Annotated in this window: 22 protein-coding genes; 8 read left to right on the forward strand and 14 right to left on the reverse strand. The window is 71.0% G+C overall.

What is annotated here, in order from left to right; genetic code table 11:
* Window positions 1-58: 58 nt before the first annotated feature.
* Both ACGFJ7_RS16125 and ACGFJ7_RS16130 read left to right on the forward strand, forming a co-directional pair.
* Window positions 59-400, forward strand: a complete 342-nt coding sequence (locus ACGFJ7_RS16125; protein ID WP_360239896.1) for a helix-turn-helix transcriptional regulator — start codon at window positions 59-61, stop codon at window positions 398-400.
* The gene (locus ACGFJ7_RS16130; RefSeq protein ID WP_392642572.1) at window positions 397-1,416 is read left to right on the forward strand and encodes a hypothetical protein; all 1,020 of its coding nucleotides are present in this window, start codon (window positions 397-399) and stop codon (window positions 1,414-1,416) included. Before ACGFJ7_RS16125 ends, ACGFJ7_RS16130 begins: the two co-directional genes overlap by 4 nt.
* Window positions 1,417-2,141: 725 nt before the next feature.
* Here the strand turns inward: ACGFJ7_RS16130 and ACGFJ7_RS16135 are convergent.
* From ACGFJ7_RS16135 to ACGFJ7_RS16160, 6 genes are all read right to left on the reverse strand, one after another.
* Window positions 2,142-2,666 (reverse strand): peptidase M23, encoded by a 525-nt coding sequence (locus tag ACGFJ7_RS16135; RefSeq protein WP_360239902.1) that lies wholly within the window; start codon window positions 2,664-2,666, stop codon window positions 2,142-2,144.
* A 116-nt stretch (window positions 2,667-2,782) separates the two neighbouring features.
* A complete protein-coding gene (locus tag ACGFJ7_RS16140) occupies window positions 2,783-4,579 on the reverse strand; it encodes a gamma-glutamyltransferase (protein ID WP_360239905.1) in 1,797 nt (598 codons plus the stop codon).
* An 82-nt stretch (window positions 4,580-4,661) separates the two neighbouring features.
* On the reverse strand, window positions 4,662-6,578 hold the full coding sequence (locus ACGFJ7_RS16145; protein ID WP_360239907.1) for an ABC transporter ATP-binding protein: 1,917 nt from the start codon (window positions 6,576-6,578) through the stop codon (window positions 4,662-4,664).
* Window positions 6,579-6,642: 64 nt separating this feature from the next.
* Window positions 6,643-8,400 carry an ABC transporter ATP-binding protein gene (locus ACGFJ7_RS16150; RefSeq protein WP_360239910.1) on the reverse strand — a complete coding sequence of 586 codons (1,758 nt, stop codon included), beginning with the start codon at window positions 8,398-8,400 and terminating at the stop codon, window positions 6,643-6,645.
* A gap of 13 nt (window positions 8,401-8,413) precedes the next feature.
* The gene (locus ACGFJ7_RS16155) at window positions 8,414-10,363 is read right to left on the reverse strand and encodes an MFS transporter (protein WP_392642573.1); all 1,950 of its coding nucleotides are present in this window, start codon (window positions 10,361-10,363) and stop codon (window positions 8,414-8,416) included.
* 47 nt (window positions 10,364-10,410) lie between these two features.
* Window positions 10,411-11,886, reverse strand: coding sequence for an alpha/beta hydrolase (locus ACGFJ7_RS16160; protein WP_392642574.1), 1,476 nt, complete (start codon window positions 11,884-11,886; stop codon window positions 10,411-10,413).
* A 116-nt stretch (window positions 11,887-12,002) separates the two neighbouring features.
* Here ACGFJ7_RS16160 and ACGFJ7_RS16165 point away from each other — a divergent pair, with 116 nt between their 5' ends.
* Complete coding sequence (locus ACGFJ7_RS16165) at window positions 12,003-13,142, forward strand: PQQ-dependent sugar dehydrogenase (RefSeq protein ID WP_392642575.1); 1,140 nt, start codon at window positions 12,003-12,005, stop codon at window positions 13,140-13,142.
* A 4-nt stretch (window positions 13,143-13,146) separates the two neighbouring features.
* Here the strand turns inward: ACGFJ7_RS16165 and ACGFJ7_RS16170 are convergent, their stop codons facing one another.
* The 4 genes from ACGFJ7_RS16170 to ACGFJ7_RS16185 form a co-directional block, all read right to left on the reverse strand.
* Window positions 13,147-13,398: a hypothetical protein gene (locus ACGFJ7_RS16170; RefSeq protein ID WP_360239922.1), complete on the reverse strand. Its 252-nt coding sequence runs from the start codon at window positions 13,396-13,398 to the stop codon at window positions 13,147-13,149.
* A gap of 89 nt (window positions 13,399-13,487) precedes the next feature.
* Window positions 13,488-13,766 carry a hypothetical protein gene (locus ACGFJ7_RS16175; protein ID WP_392642576.1) on the reverse strand — a complete coding sequence of 93 codons (279 nt, stop codon included), beginning with the start codon at window positions 13,764-13,766 and terminating at the stop codon, window positions 13,488-13,490.
* Between the two features lie 12 nt (window positions 13,767-13,778).
* The gene (locus ACGFJ7_RS16180; RefSeq protein WP_360239927.1) at window positions 13,779-15,449 is read right to left on the reverse strand and encodes a sodium:solute symporter family protein; all 1,671 of its coding nucleotides are present in this window, start codon (window positions 15,447-15,449) and stop codon (window positions 13,779-13,781) included.
* Window positions 15,450-15,524: 75 nt separating this feature from the next.
* Window positions 15,525-16,178: a TetR/AcrR family transcriptional regulator gene (locus ACGFJ7_RS16185; RefSeq protein ID WP_392642577.1), complete on the reverse strand. Its 654-nt coding sequence runs from the start codon at window positions 16,176-16,178 to the stop codon at window positions 15,525-15,527.
* Between the two features lie 79 nt (window positions 16,179-16,257).
* Between ACGFJ7_RS16185 and ACGFJ7_RS16190 the strand changes: the two genes are divergently transcribed.
* A complete protein-coding gene (locus tag ACGFJ7_RS16190; protein WP_392642578.1) occupies window positions 16,258-17,421 on the forward strand; it encodes an FAD-dependent monooxygenase in 1,164 nt (387 codons plus the stop codon).
* On the opposite strand, the gene ACGFJ7_RS16195 is transcribed toward ACGFJ7_RS16190, so the two are convergent.
* On the reverse strand, window positions 17,369-18,025 hold the full coding sequence (locus ACGFJ7_RS16195) for an HAD family hydrolase (protein ID WP_392642579.1): 657 nt from the start codon (window positions 18,023-18,025) through the stop codon (window positions 17,369-17,371). The two genes, ACGFJ7_RS16190 and ACGFJ7_RS16195, sit on opposite strands and share 53 nt — an antisense overlap.
* Window positions 18,022-18,894 carry an LLM class F420-dependent oxidoreductase gene (locus ACGFJ7_RS16200; protein ID WP_392642580.1) on the reverse strand — a complete coding sequence of 291 codons (873 nt, stop codon included), beginning with the start codon at window positions 18,892-18,894 and terminating at the stop codon, window positions 18,022-18,024. The genes ACGFJ7_RS16195 and ACGFJ7_RS16200 overlap by 4 nt, the downstream gene beginning before the upstream one ends.
* Before the next feature lie 231 nt (window positions 18,895-19,125).
* Between ACGFJ7_RS16200 and ACGFJ7_RS16205 the strand changes: the two genes are divergently transcribed.
* Window positions 19,126-20,766 carry a glycosyltransferase gene (locus tag ACGFJ7_RS16205; protein ID WP_392642581.1) on the forward strand — a complete coding sequence of 547 codons (1,641 nt, stop codon included), beginning with the start codon at window positions 19,126-19,128 and terminating at the stop codon, window positions 20,764-20,766.
* On the opposite strand, the gene fgd is transcribed toward ACGFJ7_RS16205, so the two are convergent.
* On the reverse strand, window positions 20,753-21,754 hold the full coding sequence (fgd, locus tag ACGFJ7_RS16210) for a glucose-6-phosphate dehydrogenase (coenzyme-F420) (protein ID WP_360239945.1): 1,002 nt from the start codon (window positions 21,752-21,754) through the stop codon (window positions 20,753-20,755). The genes ACGFJ7_RS16205 and fgd overlap by 14 nt on opposite strands.
* A 10-nt stretch (window positions 21,755-21,764) precedes the next feature.
* The gene (locus ACGFJ7_RS16215; protein WP_360239948.1) at window positions 21,765-23,603 is read right to left on the reverse strand and encodes a sigma-70 family RNA polymerase sigma factor; all 1,839 of its coding nucleotides are present in this window, start codon (window positions 23,601-23,603) and stop codon (window positions 21,765-21,767) included.
* Window positions 23,604-23,733: 130 nt separating this feature from the next.
* On the opposite strand from ACGFJ7_RS16215, the gene ACGFJ7_RS16220 reads away from it, so the two are divergent.
* The 3 genes from ACGFJ7_RS16220 to ACGFJ7_RS16230 all read left to right on the forward strand — a co-directional run bounded on the left by ACGFJ7_RS16220 (window position 23,734) and on the right by ACGFJ7_RS16230 (window position 25,925).
* Window positions 23,734-24,129 carry an ATP-binding protein gene (locus tag ACGFJ7_RS16220; RefSeq protein WP_392642582.1) on the forward strand — a complete coding sequence of 132 codons (396 nt, stop codon included), beginning with the start codon at window positions 23,734-23,736 and terminating at the stop codon, window positions 24,127-24,129.
* Between the two features lie 101 nt (window positions 24,130-24,230).
* Window positions 24,231-25,367, forward strand: a complete 1,137-nt coding sequence (locus ACGFJ7_RS16225) for a PP2C family protein-serine/threonine phosphatase (RefSeq protein ID WP_360239954.1) — start codon at window positions 24,231-24,233, stop codon at window positions 25,365-25,367.
* 90 nt (window positions 25,368-25,457) lie between these two features.
* The gene (locus ACGFJ7_RS16230; RefSeq protein WP_360239957.1) at window positions 25,458-25,925 is read left to right on the forward strand and encodes a MarR family transcriptional regulator; all 468 of its coding nucleotides are present in this window, start codon (window positions 25,458-25,460) and stop codon (window positions 25,923-25,925) included.
* The last annotated feature ends 6 nt before the right edge of the window (window positions 25,926-25,931 follow it).

Below are 25,931 nucleotides of genomic sequence, written 5' to 3' on the forward strand. Positions count from 1 at the left end.
GGGACATACCCGCTTTCCGGGGTTCCATCATACCTTCGCAGCCGATATATTCCGGGACGTGGAAACACCGCTGCGGGAGCCGACCTTCCTGATTCTGACCGCGCTGGCCGGCGAGCCCCTACACGGCTATGGGCTGATCACCGAGGTGAGCCGGCTGTCCGGCGGGCGGGTGACGCTGCGGCCGGGCACGCTGTACGGCGCGCTCGACCGCCTCGTCGACGCCGCCTTGGTCGAGGTCGACCACGAGGAGGTGGTCGACAGCCGGCTGCGCCGGTACTACCGGCTGTCGGCCCAGGGCGGCGCGACCCTGGCGGAAGAGACCGAACGCATGCGCCGCAACGTCGAGGCGGCCACCGAACGCCTGCGCAACATCCCCCGGCTCAACGAAGGATGGGCATGAGCACCCTGGAACGCCGCTACCAGCTCCTGATCCGCCTGTTCTACCCGGCCCGCTACCGGCACGAGCGAGAGTCGGAGATCGTCGGTACGTACCTCGAACTCGCGCCGCCCGGCAAGCGACGACCATCGTGGCGCGAGGTGGCCGACCTGGCCACGGGCGGCGCCCGCCAACACCTGCGGGCCACCGAGGTCACCGAGCTGCGCCCCGGCCTGCGCCTGGCCGGCCTGCTGGCCATGGCGACGGCCACGGCCCTGGCGGCGCTGTGGGCGGTCCTCGAGTCCTCGCCGATACCGCCGGACATCCCCTGGCGGGCTGTTCCCCGGATCGGCCCGATCACCTCGCTCGGCGCCGTCGTGTGGGCGCTGTGGTTGCTGGCCGCGTTCTTGTTCGCCGTTCGCCCACAGTGGTCGCGGGCGGCGATCGGGGTCGCGTTGCTGGGGACGGTGGCCGTGGTTCCGCTGTCGGCCGCCACGGACGTGTGGCGGCCGCCGGTCTACGTGCTGCTGGCCCAGTTCGCGCTCGGAATCGTGGCGCTCGGCGCCGGCCGGCTCCCCGTGATCGAGCGACTGCTCCCACTGGCGGCCGGTGCGGCGGCGGCCGCCCTCAGCCGGCCCATCATCGAGAACAACATGATCTACATGGGCGAGGCCGCCACATACATGATGACGGCGATCGGCCTCACCCTGCTGGCCGTGGCGATCGCGGTCGCCGTGGGCCTCGGCGTGACCGGCCAGCCCCGGGGCGGCTGGGCCTTGCTGATCCTGCTGGGCCCGATCGGCCTGGTCACGTTGCGGTCGCTGACCGAAGCACTGACCAACAGCCTCTACGGCCGGACAAACGCCGAATACTCCGACTTGGCCGCAACAGCCATGCTGGTCGCCGCCACCGCGACCGCGCTACTGCTCCTGGCGCTGTCCCTCCACCGCCGCCTGACCGTCCACGACCGCTGCGAGTCCTGCGGCGGCCCGCTCCGAAGCACCCAGCGCTACGACAAGACCCCACGCGCCCACACCTGACAGCCACCACCCGCCGCCACCGCCGACCGCTCGCCGCCACCGCCCACCACAGCCGCCCGCTCGCCGCTACCACCCACGACCACCGCCCACCGCGGGCTCAACGCTCGCCGCCGCCGCTCATCCGCCACCCACCGCGGGCTCAACGCTGGCCGCCGCTCACCCGCCACCCACCGCAGCCGGCCGCTCGCCGCTGCCGCCCGCCGCCGCCGCGGGCTCAATGCTCGCCGCTGCCGCTCTCCGCCGCCCTCCGGCCGCCGCTCGCCGCCGCCCACCCCACACCGCTGCTGCAACCGCCCGCTCACCGCTACCGCCCGCCGCTCTCCGCTGCCGCCCACGTCACCCCGCCGACGCTCCCGCTCCAGCCACCGCCCACCGCCCACCGCAACCCTCGCCGTTGCCGCTACCGCTTGACGATCCCTGCGGCCTGCCACCCCACAGCCCGCGCCCGCAGCCGAAGCGGCCGGCGGCTCCTGCCGGACCGCGCGGCACACTCCGGCCTTCAGACCCGTGACACCCAGGCGGCAGCCGTCAGACTCCCGACGTGCGGGCCACGGCCGTCAGACTCCGGCGTGCGGACCGTAGCCGCCAGACCCCGGCGTGCGGGCCGCGACCGTCAGACCCCGGCGTGCGCACCGTAGCCGCCAGACCCCGGCGTGCGGGCCACGACCGTCAGAACCCGGCGTGCGGACCGCGGCCGTCAGAACCCGGCGTGCGGACCGCGGCCGTCAGACCTCCGAGGGGCAGGCGGCGGGAGAGTTCAGTGCTTCGACGAGGTGGGTGGCGGAGGAGGTGTGCTTGGCGTAGGCGTTCGGGTAGGCCGAGATCTGGACGGCCTGGGCGGCTTCGGTGAGGCGCATCTTCTGCCAGCCGTCGATGGTGAGCAGCTTGTCGTAGAACTTTCGGGTCTGGTAGGCCGGGTCGGAAAGCTGCTTGGGGGTGCCCCAGCCCTGGCTCGGGCGCTGCTGGAACAGGCCGATCGAGTCGCGGTCGCCGCCGCGCAGGTTGCGGAGGCCGGACTCCTGCAAGGCGGTGGCGACGGCGATCACCACGCCGGGGTTCGGCACCCGGCGCTCGTTGCCGATGCTGACGATGAGGCGGGCGTTGGCGACCTGCTCGTCGCTCCACTTGGTCAGGACCACTGAGGACGTCGAGGCCGCGGGGCTCGGCGTGCAGGCGGCGTTGGCACGAAGCAGAGGGCTGATGATGAAGCCGGCCAGGACGGCGACGGCGATCACGAAAAGCGGGCGCACGACGGCAGAGAGTACCGGTTGTTGATCTCACAAATCGAGGGGTATCGCCGGCCTCCCGCAAGATGCCGCGAGGCCCAGCGGCTGTTGTTCAGCGCGCTGGGCCTCGGTGGTGGGGATCAGTGGGTGGGGTGGACCACCGCGGCGGCGCCGCCGCCTCGGCGGGTGGGTTCGGCTGTGGCTATGAAGGTGCCCCGGGGGGTCAGCTCGATAGCCGTGGCGGCGCCCAGTTCGGGGACGTCGGGGCCGAAGGTGTGGCCCAGGGCGGTCAGGGCCGGGCCGTACGTGGTGTGGAACGCGGGTTCGGCCTGGATGCCGGCCGAGTTGCGCTGGGAGGCGCGTGGGGCGGCCATCGCGGCCGGCAGGGACTGGCCCAGGACCAGGCGGTTGACCAGGATCTGCAGGACCGTGGTGATGATGGTGGCGCCGCCGGGTGAGCCCAGGGCCAGGAACGGCTTGCCGTCCTTCAGGACGATCGTCGGGGACATCGAGCTGCGCGGGCGCTTGTTCGGGCCGGGCAGGTTCGGGTCGGCGGCGGGGGCCTGGGTGTTGGTGAAGTTGAAGTCGGTCAGCTCGTTGTTCAGCAGGAAGCCACGGCCGGGAACGACCATGGCGTTGCCGCCGGTCTGCTCGATGGTGAACGTGTACTCGACGATGTTGCCCCACTTGTCGGCCACGGTCAGGTTCGTGGTGCTCATGCCCTGCTCGGTGGGGCCACCCACGGTGGCCGGGGTGCAGCCGGAGGCGGTGATGTCGCCGGGCGGGACGGGCTTCGTGAGGGCGCGGGCCGGGGAGATCTGGCAGGCGCGCTGGCCGGCCCACCGGTCGGAGACCAGCTTCCTCAGGACGTCCGGGGAGGTGTACGCGCCGACGTACCGGTTGCGGTCGGCGAACGACAGGGCCGACGCCTCCAGGTAGTAGTGCAGCGCGTTCTGCCGGGTGACCTTCTTCTGCTCGAGGATGTTGAGGGCTTCGCTGACCGCCACGCCGCCGCTGGACGGGGTCGACATGCCGTAGACGGTCAGGCCGCGGAAGTCGGAACGGGTCGGGGCGGGCGTCCGCACCCGGTAGTTGCGCAGGTCGGCCGTGGTCAGTGTGCCGGGGCGGATCGGGTACGCCCACGAGCCGATCGGGGTGGCGTCGACCGGCGGATGCTGCACCGTGCGGACGATGTCGGCGCCGACCGGGCCGTTGTAGAGCACACCGATGCCCTTGCGGGCGATCAGGCGGTACGTGTCGGCCAGATCCGGGTTGCGCAGCGTGGAACCCACGGCCGGGGGTGCGCCGCCGGGCAGGTAGATGTCGCTGGTCGAGGTGAACTGGCCGAAGGCGGCGGCGTTGTCGGCCACCTGCTGGCGGAAGGTGGCGTCGACGGTGAAGCCGCGGTCGGCGACCCGCGCGGCCGGTTGCAGGAGGCTGGCCAGGGAGCGGGTCCCCCACTTGCGGGCGGCCGTGTCCCAGGTGGCGAGCGTGCCGGGCGTACCCACGGAAAGACCCGAGACCCGCGCCTCCGGGAAGTCGTAGGGCAGGCCGTCGGCCGGGTCGATGAAGTGGGTCTCCCTCATCGTGGCGGGGCCGGACTCGCGGCCGTCGATGGTGGAGACGGAGCGTTTGCGGGCGTCGTAGTAGACGAAGAAGCCGCCACCGCCGATGCCGGCCGAGAACGGCTCGGTCACGCCGAGGGTGGCCGCGGCGGCCAGGGCGGCGTCGACGGCGTTGCCGCCACGGCGCAGCACGTCGAGGCCGACGGCGGTCGCGGTCGGGTCGACGGTGGCGACGGCACCGCCGTACCCGGTGGCCGTGGGCCCCGAAGAAACGGCCGGGCCGAGAGTGGGAGCGCCGGCCAGAGCCGGTGTCGGCGCCGCGAGCGCCGTCGCCGACAGGGAAAGCGCAGCTAGTACCGGCAAGATCCGCATCGATCCTCCGAAGTAGGCAGAGCTGACGGTCTATTCCTGCCTACCAGACTCACCGCGATTGCGCCGCACAACCGCGGCCGGCTTACCGCGAATGGGCCGCCCAGGTCTCGAACATCGCGGCGTAGGCGCCGCCGGCGGCGACCAACTCGGCGTGCGAGCCGGACTCGATGATGCGATGGTCGTCGACCACGATGATGCGGTCGGCGCGCATGGCCGTGGAGAGGCGGTGCGCGACCAGGATCGCGGTGCGGCCCTCCAGCAGGGCGTCCAGGGCGGCCTCCACCCGCAGCTCGGAGCGCAGGTCGAGGCTCGATGTGGCTTCGTCGAGGACGACCACGCGCGGGGAGGCCAGGAACGCGCGGGCCAGCGCCAGCAGCTGGCGTTCGCCGGACGAGACCGACTGGCCGCGCTCGTGCAGCGGGGTGTCCAGGCCGTCGGGGGAACGTTCGACCAGGTCGCGCAGGCCGACCGCGTCCACGGCGGCCCAGACCTCCTCGTCCGTGGCGGACGGGCTGGCGAAGGCGATGTTGTCGCGGAGGGTGCCGGCGAACAGGAACGGCTCCTGCGGGACGACGCCGATCTGGCGACGCAGGGACTCCAGGGTCACGTCGCGGAGATCGTACCCATCAATCGTGATTTTGCCTGACGAAGGATCGTAGAAGCGGGTCACCAGTTTGGCCAGGGTGGACTTGCCGGCGCCGGTGGGGCCGACGCAGGCGATGGTCTCGCCGGGGGCGATGCGCAGATTCACGCCTTGGAGAACGGGGCGGTCGGGCAGGTAGCCGAACGTCACGTCGTCGAAGACGATCTCGCCCTCGACCGGGGGGAGGGTACGCCGTCCGGGCACCACCGAGGGCTCCGACGAGAGCAGGCCGCGGATCTTGCCGATGGCCGCCTTGCCCTGCTGGTACTGCGTGTAGAGCTGAACCAGCTGCTGCACCGGCTGGAAGAACGAGTTGATGTAGAGGACGAACGCGGTCAGCTCGCCCACCGTCAGCTCGCCGCGCAGCACCATCCGGCCGCCGAGCAGCAGCATCACCGCCATCGCGATCAGGCCGATCACCGACGTGCCGGGGCCGTAGATGGCGTTGATCCGGCCGGTCCAGTCGTTGGCGTCCCGGTACGAGCCGACCACCTCGCGGTGCGCGACGACGTTGCGCTCCTGACGGTTGTGGGCGGTGACCACGCGGACACCGTTGAGCGACTCGGCCAGGTCGGCGAACATGGCGGCGATGGTGTCGCGCTGGCGGTTGTAGCCGCGGTCGGCGGCGTGCCGGAACCACAGTGAGGCGATCGTGAGCGGCGGCACGACCAGGACCAGGGTGATGATGGCGAGTTCGGCGTTGTAGTGGAACAGCACCCCGGTGACCACGACCATGGTCAGGCCCTGGATGAGGAACTGGGCGAAGCCGTCCTGGAGCAGGTTCTGCAGCGACTCCACGTCGGAGGTCATCCGGGTCAGGGTGACGCCGGCCTTCTCCCGCGTGTAGTAGTCGAGCGACATGCGCTGCAGGTGGGCGAAGATCCGGATCCGCAGGTCGCGGGTGGCGGCGGCGGCGAGAAGGCCGCTCTTGCGCATGCGTACGGCGGTGGCCAGGCCGGTGAGCAGGATGGCCGCCACGAAGCAGGCGGTCGCGATGATCAGCACGCGGACGTCGCGGCCGGTGATGCCGTGGTCGATGCCGACCTGCACCAGGTAGGGCCCGGCCTGCAGCAGCAGCGTCTCGACGAGGATGGCCAGGGACGCGGCGATCAGCAGGCCCGGGCGGCCGATCAGGAGCCGCCCGATCGAGATACGGGCGCCCTCGTCGCGGTGCGGGTCGTAGCGGACGCCGGGGTCGCCGTGCTCGGGCTCGCGGGATTCGAGCTTGGCCACACCCTCGGCCAGGTCGTCCGGGATGCCGGCGAACGGCAGCCCGCTTCCTTTGCGGCCGGCCGCGCCCATGGCCGGCCGTCCGCCGACGTTGAAGCCGCCGAAACCTCCACCGAACATGCTCATGCTGAGCCTCCTCGGGCATGCCCTCCTGGCCCTGCGCCCGCTCCGCTCGCTCCGGTGCAGTCGGTCATGCCGTCACCTGCGCTGCGAGAACTTCCGCGTATCGGGGTTCTGTGGCCAGCAAAGACTCGTGCGTCCCGTCGGCGATCACGTGGCCGTCGGCCATCAGGACCACACGCTCGGCCAGGCTGATCGTGGAGAGGCGGTGCGCGACGATCAACGTCGTACGGCCGCGCATCTTGTCGCGCAGCGACGAGTGGATCATCTGCTCGACCGTCACGTCGATGGCACTGGTGGCGTCGTCCAGCACCAGGATCGGCGGGTTGACCAGCAGCGCCCGCGCGATCGCCACGCGCTGCCGCTGACCGCCGGAGAGTGTGTAGCCGCGTTCACCGACCACAGTGTCGTACCCCTCCGGTAGGTTCCGGACGAACTCGTCGGCGCCGGCTGCCACGGCCGCGGCGACGACGTCGTCGCGGGAGGCGTGCGGTTTGCCGTACGCGATGTTGTCGTGGATCGAGAGGGAGAACAGGAACGGTTCGTCGGGCACGATGCCCACCTGCTCGCGCAGTGACGCGAGGCTCAGGTCACGGACGTCGTGCCCGTCGATGGTCACCCGCCCGGACGTGACGTCGTAGAACCGCGCGGCCAGCCGTCCCAGAGTCGACTTCCCGCTTCCGGTGCCGCCGACCACCGCCACGGTCTCCCCCGGCCTGATGCGCAGGTTGAGACCTTCAAGGGCGACGGTCCCATTGGGGTACGCGAACACGACGCCTTCGAACGCGAGGTCACCGCGCAGCGGTACGACGACCGGGTTCGGCCCGTCCACGACGTCCGACGGCGTATCCAGGATCTCGTAGATGCGGCGCGCCGACGCCGAGGCCCGCTGACCCATCATGATCATCATGCCGAGCATCCGGAACGGCGGTTGCAGCATCAGGATGTAGGAGTTGAAGGCGACGATCGTGCCCACTGTGGTGTGCCCGTCGATCACCATGAGCCCGCCCACGAGCAGCACCAGGGCGAGCCCGAGGCGGGGCAGGTTGTCCAGCAGCGGGTTCCAGCGGCTGCGGATCCGCGCGTCCTGGCGGTACGCCCAGCGGATCCGGTCGGCGCTCTCGGCCAGCGACCGCAGCTGGCGCCCCTCCGCCGCGAACGCCTTCACGATGCGTACACCCTGAACGTTCTCGTCGACGACCGTGGCCAGCTGGGCCAGGCGGGCCTGGATCAGCCAGGACACCGGGAAGATCGCCTTGCGCATGCTGACGCCGAGGACGCCGATGACCGGCATGGTCACCATGGCGACGACGGCCAGCGGCACGTTGATCGAGAGCATGAGCCCGAACGCGACGACCGCGATCAGGCACTGCACGAGGATCGAGGGGCCGAAGGCCAGATACATCTGCACCGCGCGGATGTCGGAGCCGGAGCGCGACATCAGCTCGCCGGTCTGCACCCGGTCGTAGAAGCCGAACGGCATCCGCACCAGATGCGAGTACACGATGTTGCGCAGGTCGTACTCCATCTCGTACGCCGTGCGCAGCAGGTAGAGCCGGGCCAGATAGTTGATCACGCCCTGGACCAGGGCGAGCCCGACGATCCACCACACGTACGTGGCGAGGTCGCCGGTGCGATCGACCACCGCGTCGTCGATGCCGATGCGGACCAGGTTGGGGATCTGCACCTGCACGACGAGACCCGCGAACGACAGCGTCAGCGAGGTGATCAGCAGGACTTTGTGGGCCTTGACCAGCGGCAGCGCCCGGCGCAGCCAGGTCTTGCGAACATCCGGATCGATGGACGCCCGGGGCGCGCGACGACTCAACGGCGCCTCCAATCTAGTTAGCCTGGCTAACAATACTCGCGATCGGCCGCGCGGCCCGGGTGACCCGCGGTACCACGACGACGGCCAGGGCCCCGAGCACCTGACAGACCGCGATCCCGGCGAGCAAAGCGACAATTCCGGCGGGCGCGGCGAGCCCGGCCAGGGCGGCCCCGGCGGCGGCCGCGGTGACTTTCACCCCGGCCCCGAGGGTGAAGACCTGGGTGCGGATCTCCGGCGGCGCCTCCTGATCCCGTACGGCGAAGACCGCCACCGAAACCGGCACACCCAGCGCCCCGGCGACCGCGAAGAGCGGCAGCCCGGCCCACCCGACCGGCAACAGGATCAACAGAAGGAACGGCACCGAGGTGGCGGCCAGCGAGACCGCGACCACCCACTCGGGCGGCCGCCGCCGAATGGGCCACTTGGTGAGCACCAGCGAGGTGAGCAGCCCACCGGCCGCCCCGGCGGAAAGCACCAGCCCGGTCAGCTCGTCGCGCCCCGCCTCGTCGGCCAGCAGCGCCGCGACCAGGGGAAGGGCGCCCACCCCGAGCATGCTGAAAATCGTTCCGAGCGTGACCGCCCCCAGCCGAGGCCGCCGCACCATGACCGTGACCGCCGCCAGCGGCGACTGAATCCGCCGCCGCCCAGCACCCCCAGCCTTTTCGACCACCGCCTCTCCACCCGCGACTTCTCCGCCCGAACTATCCAGCGCCGCCACCGGCCGGGGAATGCCGCCCGAAATATCCGACTCGGCCACCGACCGGCGAGGGCCGCCCGAAAGATCCGACTCGGCCCACGGCGAAGCGCCGCCCGAAAGATCCGACTCCGCTGACGGCGAAGCGCCGCCTGAAACGCCCGCCCCGGCGGTGGCTCGCAAACCGTCGCTCAAAATGCCCGGCGCGGGGGCCACTCGCGACCCGTCGCTCGAAATGCCCGGCGCGGGGGCCGCTCGCGACCCGTCGCCCGAAATGCCCGGCGCGGGGGCCGCTTGCGACCCGTCGCCCGAATTACCCGATGCGGGGGCCGCTCGGAAATCGTCGCCCGAAATGTCCGATGGGGGATCCGAGGGAAGACGGCCGCCCGAGAAGTGCGGCCGGGAAGTTCGCCCGGAACGGTCGTCAGGAATATCCGGGGAGATCGACGTGGAATCACTGCCGGAAATGTCCGGCGCGGAGACCGGCACGGGACGGCCGCCCGAGGTGTGAGGGCGAGATTCCGGCTGGGGGCGGCCGCTCAAGGTGTCGGGGCGGGATGCGGGCCGGAAGCGGTCGCTCGAGGTGTAAGGGCGGGATTCCGGCAGGGAGCCGCCGCTCGAGGTGCCGGGGCGAGATGCCGGCAGGGAGCGGTCGCTCGAGGTGCCGGGGCGAGATGCCGGCCGGGAGCGGTCGCTCGAGGTGTGCGGGCTGGCGGGTCGCGGGGCGGTGCCGAGTGGGAGCGAAGCGACCAGGACGGCGCCGGCCACGACCAAGGTGACCAGGCCTACCACCGACCAGGAGGCGCCCGCGAGGTCGGCCAGTACCGCGGCCAGGGCGGGGCCCGCGATTCCGGCGATGCTGTACGACATCACGTCGAAGCCGAAGGCCCGTTCCAAGCGGGCCGGCACCAGGTCGGGGAGCAGGCTGCTCAGGCCGCCGATCAGCAGCGGGGCGCAGCAGCCGGCCAGGATCAGGAACGCCGCCGCGGCCCACGTCGAGTGGGCGATCAGTTCGGCTCCCGTGAGCAGGGCTCCGGCGTACCCCAGGAAAGCCAGGACATAGAACAGCCGGCGGCGGTGGACCGCGTCGGCCAGGGCGCCCGTGATCGGCGCCGCCACCACGTGCGGGACCATCAGGGCCGCGATCAACAGGCCGCCCAGGGCCTCGTCGCCTGTCTGGTCGAGCGCCAGCAGCAGGATCGCCACCCGGGCGCCCTCGTCGGCGAGGCGGGCGCACACGGCCGCACCCACGTAGCGGGTCAAGGTCATTGCGGCGGCCCCCGTGCGCTCGGTCCCGACGGCCTCTGTACCCCGGTTCAGCCCACCCCGAACGGCTGCGGCGCCACCGACGGGCATGTTGTTCCGGCCGCGGGCAGGGTCAGGGCCGTCAGGTATTTGTCCACCGCGCCGGCCACGCACGGGCTCCGGTTGTAGATGACGTGGCCCCAGCCGTCGTACGTCAGCAATCGCGCTTTCGGGCCCAGCCGGGCCGTCACCCGTTGCGCCCAGGTGTACGCCGTGGCCGGGTCGTGGCGGGAGTTCACCAGCAGGATCGGGGCCGTGCCGGGCGGGGGCGTGACCGGTCGCTGCGGATTGTCCGGTGCGGACGGCCAGCCCAGGCAGCCGGTCATCGCCGACAGGGCCAGCGGCGAGACCAGCATGTGCGGGGAGCGCTTGGCCAGGGTCTGCAGGTGACGTCGCAGTTCGGGGAAGCCGCTGACCGGCAGGCGCCAGTCCTCGCAGATCACGGCGGGGAAGCTGTGGTCGATCAGGTCGACCGGCGGGGCGGGCGCCTTGCGGGCCGCGGGTTTGGCGGCCAGCGCGTCGCGCAGGTAGTAGGCGAACGAGTACCACTGCGGTTCGTAGAACGCCGCGAAGGCGGCACCGATCAGCTCGGCCAGGGTCAACGGCTGAGGCGGGTCGTACGGGTTCTGCAGCGTCCCGGCGCGGGCCCGCGCGACCGCGCCGGCCCAGACCTGGGCCAGGTCCTGGCCGCGCAGAACGCACTGGGTGTCGCGGGCGCACCAGGCCGTGAACTGGTGGAACGCGTCCTCGGCGGCGTCGGTCTCCTCGGTCAGGAAGCGGGTCAGGCCCGCGCTGTGGTCCATCACGCTGTCCAGGACCAGGGCGCGCAGGCGGGACGGGTAGAGCTCGGCGTACTGCTGGCCCATCAGGGTGCCGTACGAGGCGCCGTAGAAACTGATCTTCTGCTCGCCCAGGGCGGCCCGGACGGCGTCCAGGTCGCGGACCACGCTGGCCGTGTCGACGTGGGGGAAGACCGGGCCGGTGCGGGCGGCGCAGTCGGCGGCCAGCTTGCGGTTGTACGCGATGGTGGCGTCGTACGCCCGCGGGGAATCGATCAGGGGGTCGGGCTGGGCGTCGACCAGGTCGCGCGAGCAGAGGACGGGGGTGCTGCGGCCGACGCCGCGCGGGTCCATGCCGACGATGTCGAAGCGGGCCCGGACCTCCTCGCCGAAGAACTGGGTGGCGCCGAGCGTGAAGTCGACCGCCGAGCCGCCGGGGCCGCCCGGGTTCACCAGCAGTGCGCCGAGGCGCCGGGCCGGGTCGGCGGCCGGGCGCCGGGCGATCGTCAGCATCGCCGTGGGGCCGGACGGGTCGGCCCAGTCGGCCGGGACGCGCATGGTTCCGCATTGGACCGCCGCGTTCTCCGGGCAGGTCTTCCACGTGATGACGTAGGTGGCGGCCGCGGCCCGGGTGGGCGTCACCGCGTACGTCAGCAGGGTGATGACCGTGAGAATCGCGGCCCGGAAGGGCCGCGCCGTAGCTCGCACCGCGCTGTATCTCCGCCCTGCACGGCCGTCGGACCGCGCGGCCCCATCTTCGGACGAACGCCGATCGCGAGTCTGGCGAATGGGTGAAGTTCGCCGGGGCGTGGCACCGTGGGGCGATGAACCGAACCCGTCTCGCCTTCGCCGCCGCGGGAACAGCACTGCTCGTCGGCTGCTCGGACGCGGAAAGCACGCCGAAAGGCCAGGCCACGTATTCCGCCGTGCCCGCGCCCTCCGCCTCAGCCGCGGCCTCTACCTCCGGATCGGCGCCGGGATCGGCCGGAGGCGCGCGACTGGGACAGCCGCAGACCATCGCCACCGGCATCGAGGTCCCCTGGGGCCTTGCCTTTCTCCCGGACGGCAGCGCCCTGGTCAGCGAGCGGGAGAGCGGCGACATCCTTCAGATCCCGGCCGGTGGCGGCGATCCCCGCAAGGTCCATCACCTCGACGGCGTCTCACCGGCCGGCGAAGGCGGGCTCCTCGGTATCGCGGTCGATCCCGACTATGCGACCAACAAGTTTTTGTATGCCTATTTCACCAGTGAGTCGGATAACCGAATTATCCGATTTGTCGGCGAAGGGGGTGGTGGCACGGACGGGGCGGCGGGCAAGGTCATCCTGGACGGGATCGGCAAGGCCGGGATCCACAACGGCGGGCGGATCGCGTTCGGGCCCGACGGATTCCTGTACGTGGGCACCGGTGACGCCGGAGACGGCAGCGCCTCGCAGGATCGCGGCGACCTGAACGGCAAGATTCTGCGGATCACCCGGGACGGTGCCGCCGCGCCCGGCAACCCTACCGCCGGTTCGCCGGTCTGGTCGATGGGCCACCGCAACGTGCAGGGTCTGGCCTGGGGCGCCGACAAGACGATGTACGGCATCGAGTTCGGCCAGAACACCTGGGACGAGGTCAACGTCATCGAGCCCGGGAAGAACTACGGCTGGCCCGAGGCCGAGGGCAAGGCCGGCGACAGCCGGTACGTGGATCCGATCGTGCAGTGGTCCACCGACGAGGCCTCACCGTCGGGGGCCGCCGTCGCCGGCGGCAACCTCTACGTGGCCGGCCTGCGCGGCGAACGACTTTGGGTGGTTCCGCTCGGCGGCGGGGAGCCGCGGGCCGAGTTCACCGGGACGTACGGGCGGCTGCGCACGGTGGCGACCGCACCGGACGGCGCGCTCTGGCTGACCACCTCGAATCGAGACGGCCGCGGGGACCCGCAGGACGGCGACGACCGGATCCTGCGGTTCCCCGCGGCCTGACGATCTACTTGTTGTTGGGGGGCAGTTCCGGAAGGGCCGAGATCGCGGCGGCGTACACCGCGATCTGGCGGCCGTTGGGCACCACGCCGACGGCGCGGAGCTGGTCATGGATGGCCTGCGCGACCGAATCCTCGGCTCGTCCTCGGTGGGTCTGCATGACCTTGTTGACCACGTAGTCGACTCTGACCTGTTGTTGCCACCCGGCGGAGCGAGAGCTTCCGCCGGTGGCGTAGCTGATGGGGGCGACGCGTTCCATGCCGTGTCTATCGGACGCCGGATGCCCCCGGTCCACGATTTGGGGAGGTGGTGCAACCCGACCGCAACCGGGTCGCACCACCCCGGCCATCAGTGGGTCTCGGGCCCCTCGGTCTCGTCGGTGTTCGGCTGGGGCGGCTCGGGCGGGCTGAGCCGCAGCCAGAGCAGGAACAGCAGGCCCAGGACCAGCATCCCGAGTCCCATCCACAGGTTGATCCGTACGCCCTCGGCTTTGTCGATCTCCGACTGGTTGTCGAAGATCCCGAGCAGCGTGACGATCACGCCGTACACGACGAAGAGACCGCCGATCACGCGCCGGACGTCGAACAGACGCGCGGCCGCGGACACCTTCTTCTGGTCTTCCTCCATGACGGGCTCTCCTTACCAGACCGGGATGTACAGGACGAAGGCGAGGACGACGGCGATGACGCCGAGCAGGACCGGGTTACGCCACCACACCTTGTCTCCCGAGATGATCACTTCGCCGCTGGTGCTGGAGCCACCCAGGCCGTAGACGAGGCCGCGCAGCTCCTCCTCCGGCTTCGGCGGGGTGAACTGCGTGACGATGACCGCCACCACGACCGCGGTCACGAAGGCCGCGCCGGCGCCCCAGAAGCTCTCCTCCAGGTCGGAGTTGAAGTGCAGGGCGTCGGTCAGGTGCCCGATGTACAGCGCGAGGGAGGCCAGGAAGCCGAGCACCAGCGACCAGAAACCGGCCCAGGCCGACATCCGCTTCCAGAACATGCCGACGATGAAGGTCGCGAACAACGGGGCGTTGAACAGCGAGAACAGCGCCTGGATGTAGTTCATGATGTTGTCGTAGCCGGCCGCGATGAACGCGGTGCCGATGCCGATGACCACGCCGCCGAGCGTCGCCCAGCGGCCGACCTTCAGGTAGTAGCTGTCGCTGCGGCCCTTGCGGATGTAGGGCTGCCAGATGTCGTACGTGAAAACGGTGTTGAAGCCGCTCACGTTGGCCGCCATGCCGGCCATGAACGAGGCCAGCAGACCGGTCACCGCGACACCGAGCACGCCATTCGGCAGCAGGTCGCGCATGAGCAGCGGGATGGCGTTGTTGTACGTGAGGTCACCCTCGGAGGCGCCCAGGCCCTTGACCGTGACCAGCGCGATCAGGCCGGGGATGACGGTGACGACCGGGATCACCAGCTTCGGGAAGGCGCCGATGATCGGGGTACGCCGGGCCGCGCTCATGTCCTTGGCCGACAGGGCGCGCTGCACCTCGGCGAAGTTGGTCGTCCAGTAGCCGAACGAGAGCACGAAGCCGAGACCGAAGATGATCCCGATCCAGTTCGCGCCGAGCGGGTTGTTACTGGTGGCCGTGTCGGCCCAGGTGTGCAGGCCGGCCTCACCGAGCGGGGTCTGCCGCACCTTCTCGAACAGACCGTCGATGCCACCGACCTTGACCAGGCCGACGATCGTGATCGGGAGCAGGCCGGCCAGGATCACGAAGAACTGCAGCACCTCGTTGTAGATGGCCGAGGACAGGCCGCCGATGCCGATGTAGATCAGCACGATCGCGGCGCCCAGGCCGATCGAGACGAACAGGGGCCAGCCGAGCAGCGCCTGCAAGATCAAGGCTAAGGCGAACAGGTTGACGCCGGCGATCAGCACCTGGGCCACCGCGAAGCTGACCGCGTTGAACAGGTGGGCCGAGTTGTTGAAGCGCCGCCGCAGGAACTCGGGAACGCTGTGCACCTTGGAGCCGTAGTAGAACGGCATCATCACGATGCCCAGGAACACCATGGCGGGCACGGCGCCGATCCAGTAATAGTGCAGGGTCATCAGACCGTACTGGGCGCCGTTGGCGGCCATACCCAGGATCTCCAGCGCGCCCAGGTTCGCCGAGACGAACGCGAGGCCGGTGACCCAGGCGGGCATCGAGCGCCCGGACAGGAAGAAGTCCGCGCTCGTTTTGATCGCTCTCCGCGCCGCGAAGCCCACACCGAGCACCGTGCCGAAGTAGAGGATCAGGATCAGGTAATCGAAGATGTCGAGGTCGAGCCGTAGGCCGCTCGCCGCAAGTACCTCCACAGGCCACCTCCATGGCGAAAGTCGCCATGGGCTACCCAAGCCGAAGATCTTTCACACCTGAATGTGTCCTTCGCGTTACCGGCGTTGGATAAGGACCTCCAGCCCGTCCAAGATCCGCTCCAGCCCGAAGCGGAAGGCCTGGTCCTGGCCGCCGCGCGTGGCCGTGTCACTGACCGCCGCCGCGAGCGCGGGAAATCGATCGGCGTGCTCGCGCAGCACGAGCCCGATGGTCGCGGTGAGCTCGCTCTCCGTGGTGGCGGCCTGGCCGGCGATCATGCGGACCTGCCCGGCGACGGCGGCGACCGCGTCCATCCGCTCGGCGCCGGTGAGGCCGCCCGGCAGGACGGCGAGCGCGCTCTCCATCCAGCTCAGCTCGTTCGGCCCGATGGGGCGGCCACCGGCGGTGGCCTCGATCGCCCACGGATGCGGCGCATAGCGGCCGAGCAGCGCCTCGGCCCAGGCGCTGAGCGCGGTTCGCCAGTCCCCGGCGCCTCCCACCGGCGGCTCGCCGATCGCGCGCTCCAGCATGACCGCCACCAGTTCCGTCTTGCCGGGCACGTAGCGGTAGAGCGACATCTTCGTGTAGCCGACATCGGCCGCCACCCGCTGCATGGTGACCGCGGCCAGCCCTTCGGCGTCGGCCACCGCTATCGCGGCGTCGGCGATCCGGTCCAGGGTCAACGCCGGTTTCGGGCCACGGGTCCGCGGCCGCTCCTCCCAGAAAAACATCTTGCCCTCCTCGGAAACAGTGTCTACTGTACACAGAAATAACCGAGTCCGACGGACACAGTTTCTACGGGGAGACGGCATGAAGGTTCTGATCTCGGGCGCGAGCATCGCCGGACCGGCCCTGGCCTATTGGCTGGGCCGCTTCGGCATCGAGCCGACGATCGTCGAGATCGCGCCGGAGCTGCGCACGGGCGGCAACGCGGTCGACTTCCGCGGGCCGCTGCACATGGGCCTGCTCGAGCGGATGGGCGTGCTCGACGAGCTGCGCGCGGTGCAGACCGGCGGCACGGCGATGCGGTTCGTCGACGCGAGCGGCGCCAAGCAGATGGAATGGCCGGCCGGGCTGGCCGGAGGCGATCTGGAGGTACGGCGGGGTGACCTGGCCCGGGTCCTGGCCGGCGCCGGCGCCCGGCACACCGAGTACCTGTTCGGCGACAGCATCGCCGCGCTCGACGAGCACGAGGGCGGCGTCGACGTCACCTTCGCCGGCGGCAAGCAGCGCACCTTCGACCTCGTGGTCGGCGCGGACGGGGTGCACTCACGGGTGCGGCGGTTGACGTTCGGGCCCGAGGAACGCTTCGTGAAGCACCTGGGCTACTACGTGGCCACCTGGAGCACACCCACGGCCGAGGAGGACTTCGTCCTCTACAACGAGCCGGGCCGGATGATCAGTACGGGCCGGGACGGCGCCTTCGCCGCCTTCGCGTCGCCGCGGATCGACTACGACCGGCACGACCCGGCCGCGCCGAGGCGGATCCTGCGCGAGCGGTACGAGGGCATGGGCTGGCACGCGCCCGAACTGCTGGCCGCGATCGGCGACGACCTGTACTTCGACCAGATCTGCCGGGTCGACGCGCCCGAGTGGACCCGGGGCCGGGTCGCGCTGGTCGGCGACGCGGCCAGCGGGGCCACGATCGGCGGGCAGGGCACCGGGACGGCGCTGGTCTGCGCGTACGTGCTCGCGGCCGAACTGGCGGCGGCGCGCGGCGACCATCGGGTGGCGTTTGCGGCGTACGAGAAGAGAATCGGCCGGTTCGCGCGCGGCACCCAGAAGGGCGGCGACACCACCGGCCGATTCCTCGCCCCCAAGTCGGACCGGGGCATCCGGCTGCGGAACTACCTCAACAACAAGAAGTGGTTCCTCGACCTCACCTTCAAGATCGCGGCCGACCGGGCCACGAACCTGGAGCTCACCGCAGAGCCGCTACCGCTTCGGCCGTCAGATCCGACAGGCGGTCGATGACCAGGGCGGCCCCGGCCAGCGCGTCCGCGGCCGGCGGGTAGACGCCGTGCGGGACGGCGATCACCGCCATCCCCGCGGCGTCCGCCGAGCGCAGGCCGTTGCTGGAGTCCTCGATGGCCGCGCAGTCCCCGGGTGCACAGCCCAGCGCCGAGGCGGCGGCCAGATAGACGTCCGGCGCCGGCTTCCCCCGGGGCACCTCCTCGGTCGAGAAGGTCACCTTGAAGGCGTCGGTCAACCCGGCCGTGGCCAGCACCTGGTCGATCAGGACGCGGGCCGACGAGCTGGCCAGCCCGAGCGTGAAGCGCTCCCCCAGCCGCCGCACGGTTTCCACCGCACCCGGAATGAGCGGCAGATCGGATTTGTACCGGAGGGCCATCTGGCCGAGCACATCGTCGGCGACCTGAGCGGGCGTACGGGGAACGCCCACCTCCTCGGCGAGATGGGCCGACCACTCCCCCGTACTCATGCCCATCATGCGATCTTGAGAGTCGGGGAGGAAGGACTTGCCGTACGACGCCACGTACGACCGCCGCACGTCCTCCCACACCTCCTCCGTGTCGATGATGACGCCGTCGAGGTCGAAGATCACCGCGGAGATGGTCACAGCGCCTCCGCCGCCGGCACGATCTCCTTGGCGAAGATCTCGAACTGCCTGGTGTCCCACACGTTGCGCAGGCCACCGTGCCCGACCTGAAAGCCCATCCCGGCCAGCCGGGTCAGCGTCTCGATGATCTCGCCGGCCCGCTCACCCTTCTCGCCCAGGTCGAACGGGACCATCACCGTCTTCTGGATCTCGTCGTAGTCGCGGCCCACATCCTCGCAGTGCTGCTTGAGCACATCGAGCTTGTGCTGAAGCTCCGGCCCGGGGAACAGGTTGCAGGCGTCCGCGTACTGGGCGACCAGCCGCAGCGTCTTCTTCTCCCCGCCGCCACCGATCAGGATCGGCGGGCGCGGCCGGCTCAACGGCTGCGGCGAGTTCAGCAGCCGGCCCAGCCGGTAGTGGGTGCCCTCGAACGCGGTCTCGTCGCCGGCGAACATCTGCCGGCAGATCTTCAGCGCCTCCTCGAGCCGCTCGAACCGCTGTTTCGTCGGCGGGAACGGCAGGCCGAGCCCGATCGACTCCTCCTCGTTCCAGGCGGCGCCGATACCGAGGATGGCCCGCCCGCCGGACAGCACGTCGAGCGTGGTCACCGCCTTGGCCAGCAGGCCCGGCTCGCGGTAGACGACGCCCGTCACCAGCGTCAGCAGCTTGGCCCGCTTGGTGTGCGCGGCCAGGAAGCCCAGCGCGGTGTACGCCTCGAGCATGTCCCACTCGGGCGGCCCGATGGGGCCGATCTGCCACAGGTGGTCCATCACGCTGATCCGCTCGAAGCCGGCCTCGTCGGCCGCCGAGGCGACCTCGCCCAGCACCGCGCCCAGCCTCGGCACCCCCTCGGGCCAGGTGAAGTTCGAGATGTGCAAACCAAGTTTCACAGCGGTTTCCCTCCGACGTTCCGACAAGACCTAATCATGCTTTTGTACGTGGGGTGTCCGCTCAACGGCCGGTTCGAGCCACGGGAACGATCTTCCTCGGCCGAATCGGCGAGTTGCCGAACGGTTGCCGGCCGGTAGCTTCGAAGATCAGAAACAAGCTTGAGGAGCACCGCCATGTCTCCTTCGCCGCTTCACCCAGCGACGAACCGCGCCTCGCCACCTTCCGTGAGCGTGATCCTTCCCGTCCGGGACCCCGCCGGCCTGCCGCTGCTGCTGCGCGGCCTGCCCCCGGTCGACGAGGTCGTGGTGGTGGCCGAGGCGGGCACGGCGGCCGCGGTGGCGGCGCGAACCCTGCGACCCGGCGCCGTCGTGGTGTCTCCTACCCGCCTCGGCCCCGGTAACGCCCTCGCGTGCGGAATAGCCGCGGCCCGGGGCGACGTGGTGGTGACCCTGAACGGCGACGGCTCGACCGACCCGGCCGAGATCCCGCGCTTCGTCGAGGCCCTGCGCGCCGGAGCCGACATGGCGGTGGGCTCCCGCTACACACCGGGCGGCCGCGACCTGACCGCCGGCCGTTTCCGCCGCTGGGCCGACCTGCTCCTGATCTGGTGCCTGAACGCCCTGCTGGGCACCCGCCGCACCGACCCCGGCTTCGGTTACACCGCCCTCTGGCGCGACGCGGCAAGCCGGCTGAACCTCCCCGACCCCGCCCTCCGAGCCGGCGCCTCCTGGGGCGAGGGCCCCGAGATCACCCCCTTGCTGGCCATCCGCCCGTCCCGCCGCGGTCTCCGCGTCGTGGAGGTACCCAGCGTCGCCTTCCCACCGATCCGCCGCACCCGGCGCGCGGACCGCCCCCACCTGCACCACTGGCTACGCACCGCCCTCCGCGAGCGCAACCACACTGCCCTGCCCAAGCCCACCGCCGACCGCCGTCACACCTCACCCACGACCGTCGGGCCGGCGGCTTTCTCCTCAGCCTCAGGCTCGACCCCTCCCCCAGCCTCAGGCCCGTTCCCAAGCTCGGCCCCTTCCTCCACCGCCGGCCCGTTCCCAAGCGGTACCCCCTCCTCCACCGCCGGCCCGTTCCCAAGCGGCCCCTCCTCCACCGCGGGCCCGTTCCCAAGCGGCACCCCCTCCTCCACCGCCGGCCCGTTCCCAAGCGGCCCCTCCTCCACCGCGGGCCCGTTCCCGGGCGGCGATTCGTTCCCGACCATCCCTCCCGTTCAGCGCGGACCGGGCTTCCGGCTCGAACAGGACGGGCCGGGCTATCGGATCACCCCCGAACCTCGCTCCGCCGACCATCCGCCCCGCCGGACAAATCGGGAAAGTCGGGAATCGGCGAGGAGCTGGATCCGCCGAGAGCCCTCGAAGGGCCGAGAGCGCGGATCGTGGAGAGGCGCCGAAGGGACGGCGAACCAGGACGGCCTCACGAACCAAGACCGCCTCACGAGCCAAGACGGGCTCACGAGCCAAGACGGCTCGGCGGGACGCGGGTTGCGCGAAGGGGCGACCGCTGAGGTGTGGCGGCAGGCCGATCGGCGGGCGCCTGGGGAGCCGATCTGGAGTCCGCCGCCGCGTACCGCGCCGCCTTCCGGGGATCTGTGGCGGGAGCGGCGTGTTCGCAATCAGCCGGCGCCGCCCTATCCGGCGGGGCATCCGGAGCCGCTTTTCGGGCCGGATGTGCAGGGGCGGATGGGTGAACAGGCGTGGCTGCCGCTTCCCCGGGCGCCCAAGCAGAGTGGGGAAGTCGGTGCCCGGCGGCGGCGGATCGCCGGCCGCCAGTCTCAGCCCGACCTGCGCGTCATCAACGGCGAGGGTGCGGGCCCGACCGGCGGCCGCCGGGGCCGGCTGCGGTCGGTCAAGAAACCCTAGAGCGCAGCTGCGGCAGGATCTTCTCGCTGTACAGGCGCAGGAAGCGCTCCTGGTCGGGGCCGGGGGCGTGGAAGACCAGGTGCTTGAAGCCCATGTCGAGGTATTCGGCGATCTTGGCGACGTGCTCGTCGTGGTCGGACGAGACGATCCAGCGGGAGGCCGTGCGCTCGACCGGGAGCTCGTCGGCCAGGCGCTGCATCTCGATCGGGTCCTCGACGCCGGTCTTCTCGTCCGGGGTCAGCGCCAGCGCGCCCCAGTGCCGGGTGTCCTGGCGGGCCTTCTCGTGGTCGTCGTCGAAGGAGACCTTGACCTCGATCAGCAGGTCCAGGTCGTCGATTTTGCGGCCGGCCTTCTCCGCGCCCTCGCGCACCGCCGGCAGCAGCGTGTCCGTGTAGAGCTCGCGGCCCTTGCCGCTGGTGGTGATGAAGCCGTCGGCGATGCGGCCGGCGAGCCGGGTCGCGGACGGGCCGGAGGCGCCGATGTAGATCGGCACCGGGATCTCCGGCTTGTCGTAGATCGTCGCGTTCTCGGTTTGGTAGAACTGCCCGTCGAACGTCACCCGGTCCTCGCGCCACAGCTTCTGGATGAGCTGCACCGCCTCCTTCAGGCGGGCGAAGCGCTCCTTGCCGTCGGGCCACGGAATGCCCAGCGGCACCTCGTTGAGCGACTCGCCGGAACCCACGCCGAGCACGACCCGCTCCGGGGCCAGGCAGCCCAGCGTGGCGAACGCCTGGGCCACCACGGCCGGGTGGTAGCGGAAGGACGGCGTGAGCACGCTCGTGCCGATCAGGATCCGCTCGGTGCGGGCGGCGAGCGCGCCCAGCCACGGCAGCGCCGCCGGCGCGTGACCGCCGTCGTGCCGCCACGGCTGGAGGTGGTCGCTGACGAAGACGGAGTCGAAGCCGAGCTCCTCGGCCAGGACGCTGTAGTTGAGGAGTTCCGTCGGCGGGAACTGCTCCGCCGAGGCCTTGTAGCCGAACCGAATCATGTTCACGACATTAGCCCGCGGCCTTGTACGCCTTTCCGGCCTCGGTCGGACTGTCGCCGTCCTTGTACAGCCCGAAGTCGACGCTGTCGCCGACCGCGGGCAGGCCGAACCACGCGTAGCGCTCGAGCCAGGACCGGTTCTCCAGACCCTTGGTGGCGCCCTTGATGAAGGTCACCAACTGCGCCTGGGTCGGGTATTTCGGCGTACCGGAGAAATTCATCAGACCGAACTCGGTGACCCAGATCGGCTTTTTGTACCTCTTGTGCACCGCGTCCACGTACCCCAGGAACTGGTTGACCGCGGCCGCGCTGAAGTCGGAGCCGTACCAGTGCAGGGTGATGAAGTCGACGCGGTAGCCCTTGCTCTCGGCGCCGCTCATGAACCGGTCGAGCCAGCCGCCGGGGGTGTCACCGCCGTACGCGACCGAAGGGCTTCCCAAGCGCATGCCGGTCGCCTGGAGCTTGGGCCACGCGGCCAGGGCGTCCTCGACGGTCATGTCGGCCTGGCCGCCCATGTCGGGCTCGTTGAAGCCGAGCAGGACGTCGCCCTCCTTCTTGACCTCGGACAGGGTGGCGTCGGTGACGTTGGCCTTGCCCCAGACCATGGGAACGTACTCGACGCCGGACGGGCCGGGCACGTCGTTGTTGTTCGGGCCCCAGTTGTAGTACCAGCCGGCGCCGACGTCGGCCAGCGCCGCCTTGGATCCGCTGAACTTCCAGACCCCGACGCCCTTCTTCGTGCTCTCCTTGGCCGGGATCACGATCGGGGCCGCGCTGGTCGGTTTGGCCGACGGCGTCTTCGACGGTGTGGGTGACGGCTTGGCCGTGGCCCGCGCCGAGGTTCGCACGGGGGTGGGCGCCGGGCGCGCCGTCGTCGGGGTGGGCGCGGGGGCGGCCACCGCGGCCGTGGCCACCTTGGGCGGGTCGGGCTGCCGGGTGACCACGACGGCGACGCCGCCGCCGACGACCGCGGTGGTGGCCAGGGCCGCGGTCAGCACCTTCTGGGAGAGGCCCAGGCCGGCCTTGGCCGCGATGTGGGTTCCCACGCCGGCCTTGGTCGCGGCGGCGCCACCGGCGGTGAGGCCCTTGCCGAGCAGCGTGGCCGGCAGCGGCACGAGGGCCATGCCGGCCAGCAGACGCTCGGCCGCGACCAGGCCGTTCCACGACGGCGAGCAGTACCGGCAGTCGCGGGTGTGCCGGGCGATGCGCTTGCGCCACAGGGCGCTGGGCCGGCCGTCCCACTCGGCGGTGACCGCCTGGAGGTCGGGGCACGGCGGCGTGGCGGCGAGGGCGCGTACCACCACCCGGGCCGTCTCCAACTGGCCCTTCATGCGCTGGACGCGGACGGCGGCGTGCTGGCGGGTGACCTCGGTGGCGGCGACGATCTCGTCGCGGGTGAGCTCGCCGGAGGCCTCGAGCCACCACAGGGACAGCAGCTCGCGGTTGTCCTCGTCGAGCCAGCGGGTCGCCTCGGCGGTCTCGCGGCGCTGGCCGGAGAGCTCGAGCCGGGTGATCGCCAGGTCGGTGAAGTCGGCGCCGGGGTCACGCAGGTCCTCGTGCAGCAGCGCCTCGGGGGCGCCGCGGCGGGCCCGGAAACGCTCGCGGACCTGCCGCACGGTGATCGCGACCAGCCAGGACCGGAACGCCTCGGGCTCGCGCAGGTCACCGAGGTTGCGCAGCACGCGCAGCATCACGTCCTGCACCACGTCGTCGACGTCGGCGTGACCCTCCAGGGCCCGCCCGACGATCGTGTAGACCAGCGGCAGGTAGCCGGCCACCAGCCGGTCGACGGCCACCGGGTCGCCGGCCCGCGCGGCGATAACGGTGGCGATGTCGGGTTGGTCGGCCATGGTCCTGCCTTTCCTCGGGGCGTCGGTCAGAAGGGAGACGCCCCCGCCTGCCTCGGATAACACGTTTTTCCCGGCCGGTCGGATGAAGCCCGCGCGATTAGCGAGAGCCCGCACCGGGAAACAAAAGCACATGCGTATGACAGTCCGGCTGGCCCTTCCCCGTGAGGCGGACAGCGTTCCCGCCGTCCGTCGGCTGCTGCGCTCCGCGCTCGACGTCCTGCACGTGAACCGGCGTGTCTCCGACGACCTGGAGATCGCGATCACCGAGGCGTGCTCGAACGTGGTGCGGCACGCCAGCGGCACCGACACCTTCGAGGTCCGCCTCGACGTGGCCGACGACCGGTGCTCGATCGATGTGAGCGACGACGGTCCCGGTTTCGACCCCGATTCCCCGGGTACGCCGCCGGCCTCGTCCAGCGAGCACGGGCGGGGCCTGATGCTGATCAAGGCGCTGGGCGAGAACGTACGCATGCACTCGGTTCCCCGCCGCGGCAGCCTGATCCATTTCGAGAAGTCGTTCGCCTGACACCTAGTGTCACCCCACCGCGGGCAAGCCCCTATGATTCTTGCTCTGCGGCAACTATTGCCACGGGCCGCCACACGCACACTCACCGAAAGGACGATCGCGTGACCACCCGCCCGGCACACGTCGGTTCGCTTCTGCGTGCGGCTCCGCCCGATCGCCTGCCCGAGGTGGCCGCCGAGCACCTGCGCACGTGCGTTCCCCCGGTGACGGGGATCGAGATCTTCCTCAGTGACCTCACCCTGACCTCGCTCTGGCCGGTGATCGATCCCGACGGCGCCCCCGGCGGCCGTCTCGAACAGCGCGTCTTCGGCAGTCAGCTGCCGCTGGCCGACACCGCCCCGGCCCGGGTCCTGCTCCCGCTGACGGTGTGGGGCGACCGGCTCGGTGTGCTCCGGGTCGACCTGGCCGAAGCGGCCGGGCCCGACCTGGTCGAGCAGCTGGGTGCCGTGGCCGACGAGCTGGCGGTCGCCCTGCGAGCCGCCGAGAAGGACACCGACCGCTACCACCAGGTGTCGCGCCGGCAACGTCTCACCATGGCCGCGGAACTCCAGTGGGCCCTGCTGCCCGGGCGCTCGCTCGGCGGCGAGCGATTCAAGCTGGCCGGCCAGCTCGAGCCGGCGTACGCCATGTACGGCGACCACTACGACTGGGCCGTCACCGGCGACCGGCTGACCCTGACCGTGCTCAACGGTCACGGCGACGGCATCGAGGCGGCCCTGCTCACCACGGTCGCGGTCAACGCGATGCGCAACGCCCGCCGCTCCGGCGCCAACATCGTCGAGCAGGCCGAGCTCGCCTCCGACGCCGTCTACTCCCGCTACGGCGGCGCGTCGCACGTGGCCACCCTGCTGCTGGAGATCGACCTGACCGACGGCGCGGTCGAGGCCGTCGACGCCGGCTCGCCGCGCGCGCTCATCGCCCATGAGGGCGACATCCGTACGGTCAGCCTCGAACAGCAGCTGCCGCTCGGCATGTTCGGCGACAGCCGGTACGAGACCCAGAAGTTCCAGCTCGAACCGGGCGACCGACTGCTCGTGGTGAGCGACGGGGTGCACGCCGCCACCCCGGCCGGCCGTCCCGAATACGGGGCTTCCGCACTGTTGAGCGCATTGCGGCGGACGCGGTTGCAGCCACCGGCCGAGGCAGTGGGTACCGTCATGAGAGCGCTCCGCGACTACCATGCCGACGTCGAGCCGGACGACGACGCGGTCATCGTCTGCCTGGATTGGCTGCGATAGCCGCCCTGAGACGGCATGAACTTCCCGTCCGCCGGGTAGGGGCATCCGAGCGTACCGCCGAGCAAGTCTGCAGAACGAGGAAGTTCCGACATGGACCGGCACACCGACGTCGCCGCGGCTGTCGAGTCGACGGTCGACTCGCTGGTGTCCGTCCTCGAGGCGGCCCGGCTGGCCCAGTCACCGGCGGTCCCACCGGCCCAGCTGCGTGTGCTCACCATCGTGGCCGCCAACCGGCAGACCAACATGAGCCGCCTCGCCGAGACGCTCGAGGTGGTGCCCTCCTCGGCCAGCCGCCTGTGCGACCGGCTCGAGGCGACCGGCCTGCTGCGCCGGGTGCCCGACCCCCGCGATCGCCGCGAGGTGCGGCTGATGATCACCCCGTCCGCCCGCCGGCTCCTCGACCAGCTGCGGGAAAGCCGCCGGCGGGCGCTGGGCGACGTGCTCGGCAAGATGGAACCGGCGGCCCGTCAGGAACTGGTACGGGCTCTGGAGGCGTTCGCCGAGGCGGCGCGCCGCGCTCCGGGTGAGGGAGCGGATCAGGACCGCCGTACGGCGTGAGATAGC

The sequence above is a fragment of the Actinoplanes sp. NPDC048988 genome, from assembly GCF_043197815.1.
Taxonomy (GTDB): domain Bacteria; phylum Actinomycetota; class Actinomycetes; order Mycobacteriales; family Micromonosporaceae; genus Actinoplanes.

Excerpts from the sequence above, each read along its gene's own strand:
- ACGFJ7_RS16215 (WP_360239948.1), bottom strand. The coding sequence starts at position 23,603 with ATGGCCGACCAACCCGACATCGCCACCGTTATCGCCGCGCGGGCCGGC.
- ACGFJ7_RS16190 (WP_392642578.1), top strand. The coding sequence starts at position 16,258 with ATGAAGGTTCTGATCTCGGGCGCGAGCATCGCCGGACCGGCCCTGGCC.
- ACGFJ7_RS16175 (WP_392642576.1), bottom strand. The coding sequence starts at position 13,766 with ATGGAGGAAGACCAGAAGAAGGTGTCCGCGGCCGCGCGTCTGTTCGAC.
- ACGFJ7_RS16130 (WP_392642572.1), top strand. The coding sequence starts at position 397 with ATGAGCACCCTGGAACGCCGCTACCAGCTCCTGATCCGCCTGTTCTAC.
- ACGFJ7_RS16140 (WP_360239905.1), bottom strand. The coding sequence starts at position 4,579 with ATGCGGATCTTGCCGGTACTAGCTGCGCTTTCCCTGTCGGCGACGGCG.
- ACGFJ7_RS16165 (WP_392642575.1), top strand. The coding sequence starts at position 12,003 with ATGAACCGAACCCGTCTCGCCTTCGCCGCCGCGGGAACAGCACTGCTC.
- fgd (WP_360239945.1), bottom strand. The coding sequence starts at position 21,754 with ATGATTCGGTTCGGCTACAAGGCCTCGGCGGAGCAGTTCCCGCCGACG.
- ACGFJ7_RS16185 (WP_392642577.1), bottom strand. The coding sequence starts at position 16,178 with ATGTTTTTCTGGGAGGAGCGGCCGCGGACCCGTGGCCCGAAACCGGCG.
- ACGFJ7_RS16230 (WP_360239957.1), top strand. The coding sequence starts at position 25,458 with ATGGACCGGCACACCGACGTCGCCGCGGCTGTCGAGTCGACGGTCGAC.
- ACGFJ7_RS16145 (WP_360239907.1), bottom strand. The coding sequence starts at position 6,578 with ATGAGCATGTTCGGTGGAGGTTTCGGCGGCTTCAACGTCGGCGGACGG.
- ACGFJ7_RS16155 (WP_392642573.1), bottom strand. The coding sequence starts at position 10,363 with ATGACCTTGACCCGCTACGTGGGTGCGGCCGTGTGCGCCCGCCTCGCC.
- ACGFJ7_RS16170 (WP_360239922.1), bottom strand. The coding sequence starts at position 13,398 with ATGGAACGCGTCGCCCCCATCAGCTACGCCACCGGCGGAAGCTCTCGC.
- ACGFJ7_RS16220 (WP_392642582.1), top strand. The coding sequence starts at position 23,734 with ATGCGTATGACAGTCCGGCTGGCCCTTCCCCGTGAGGCGGACAGCGTT.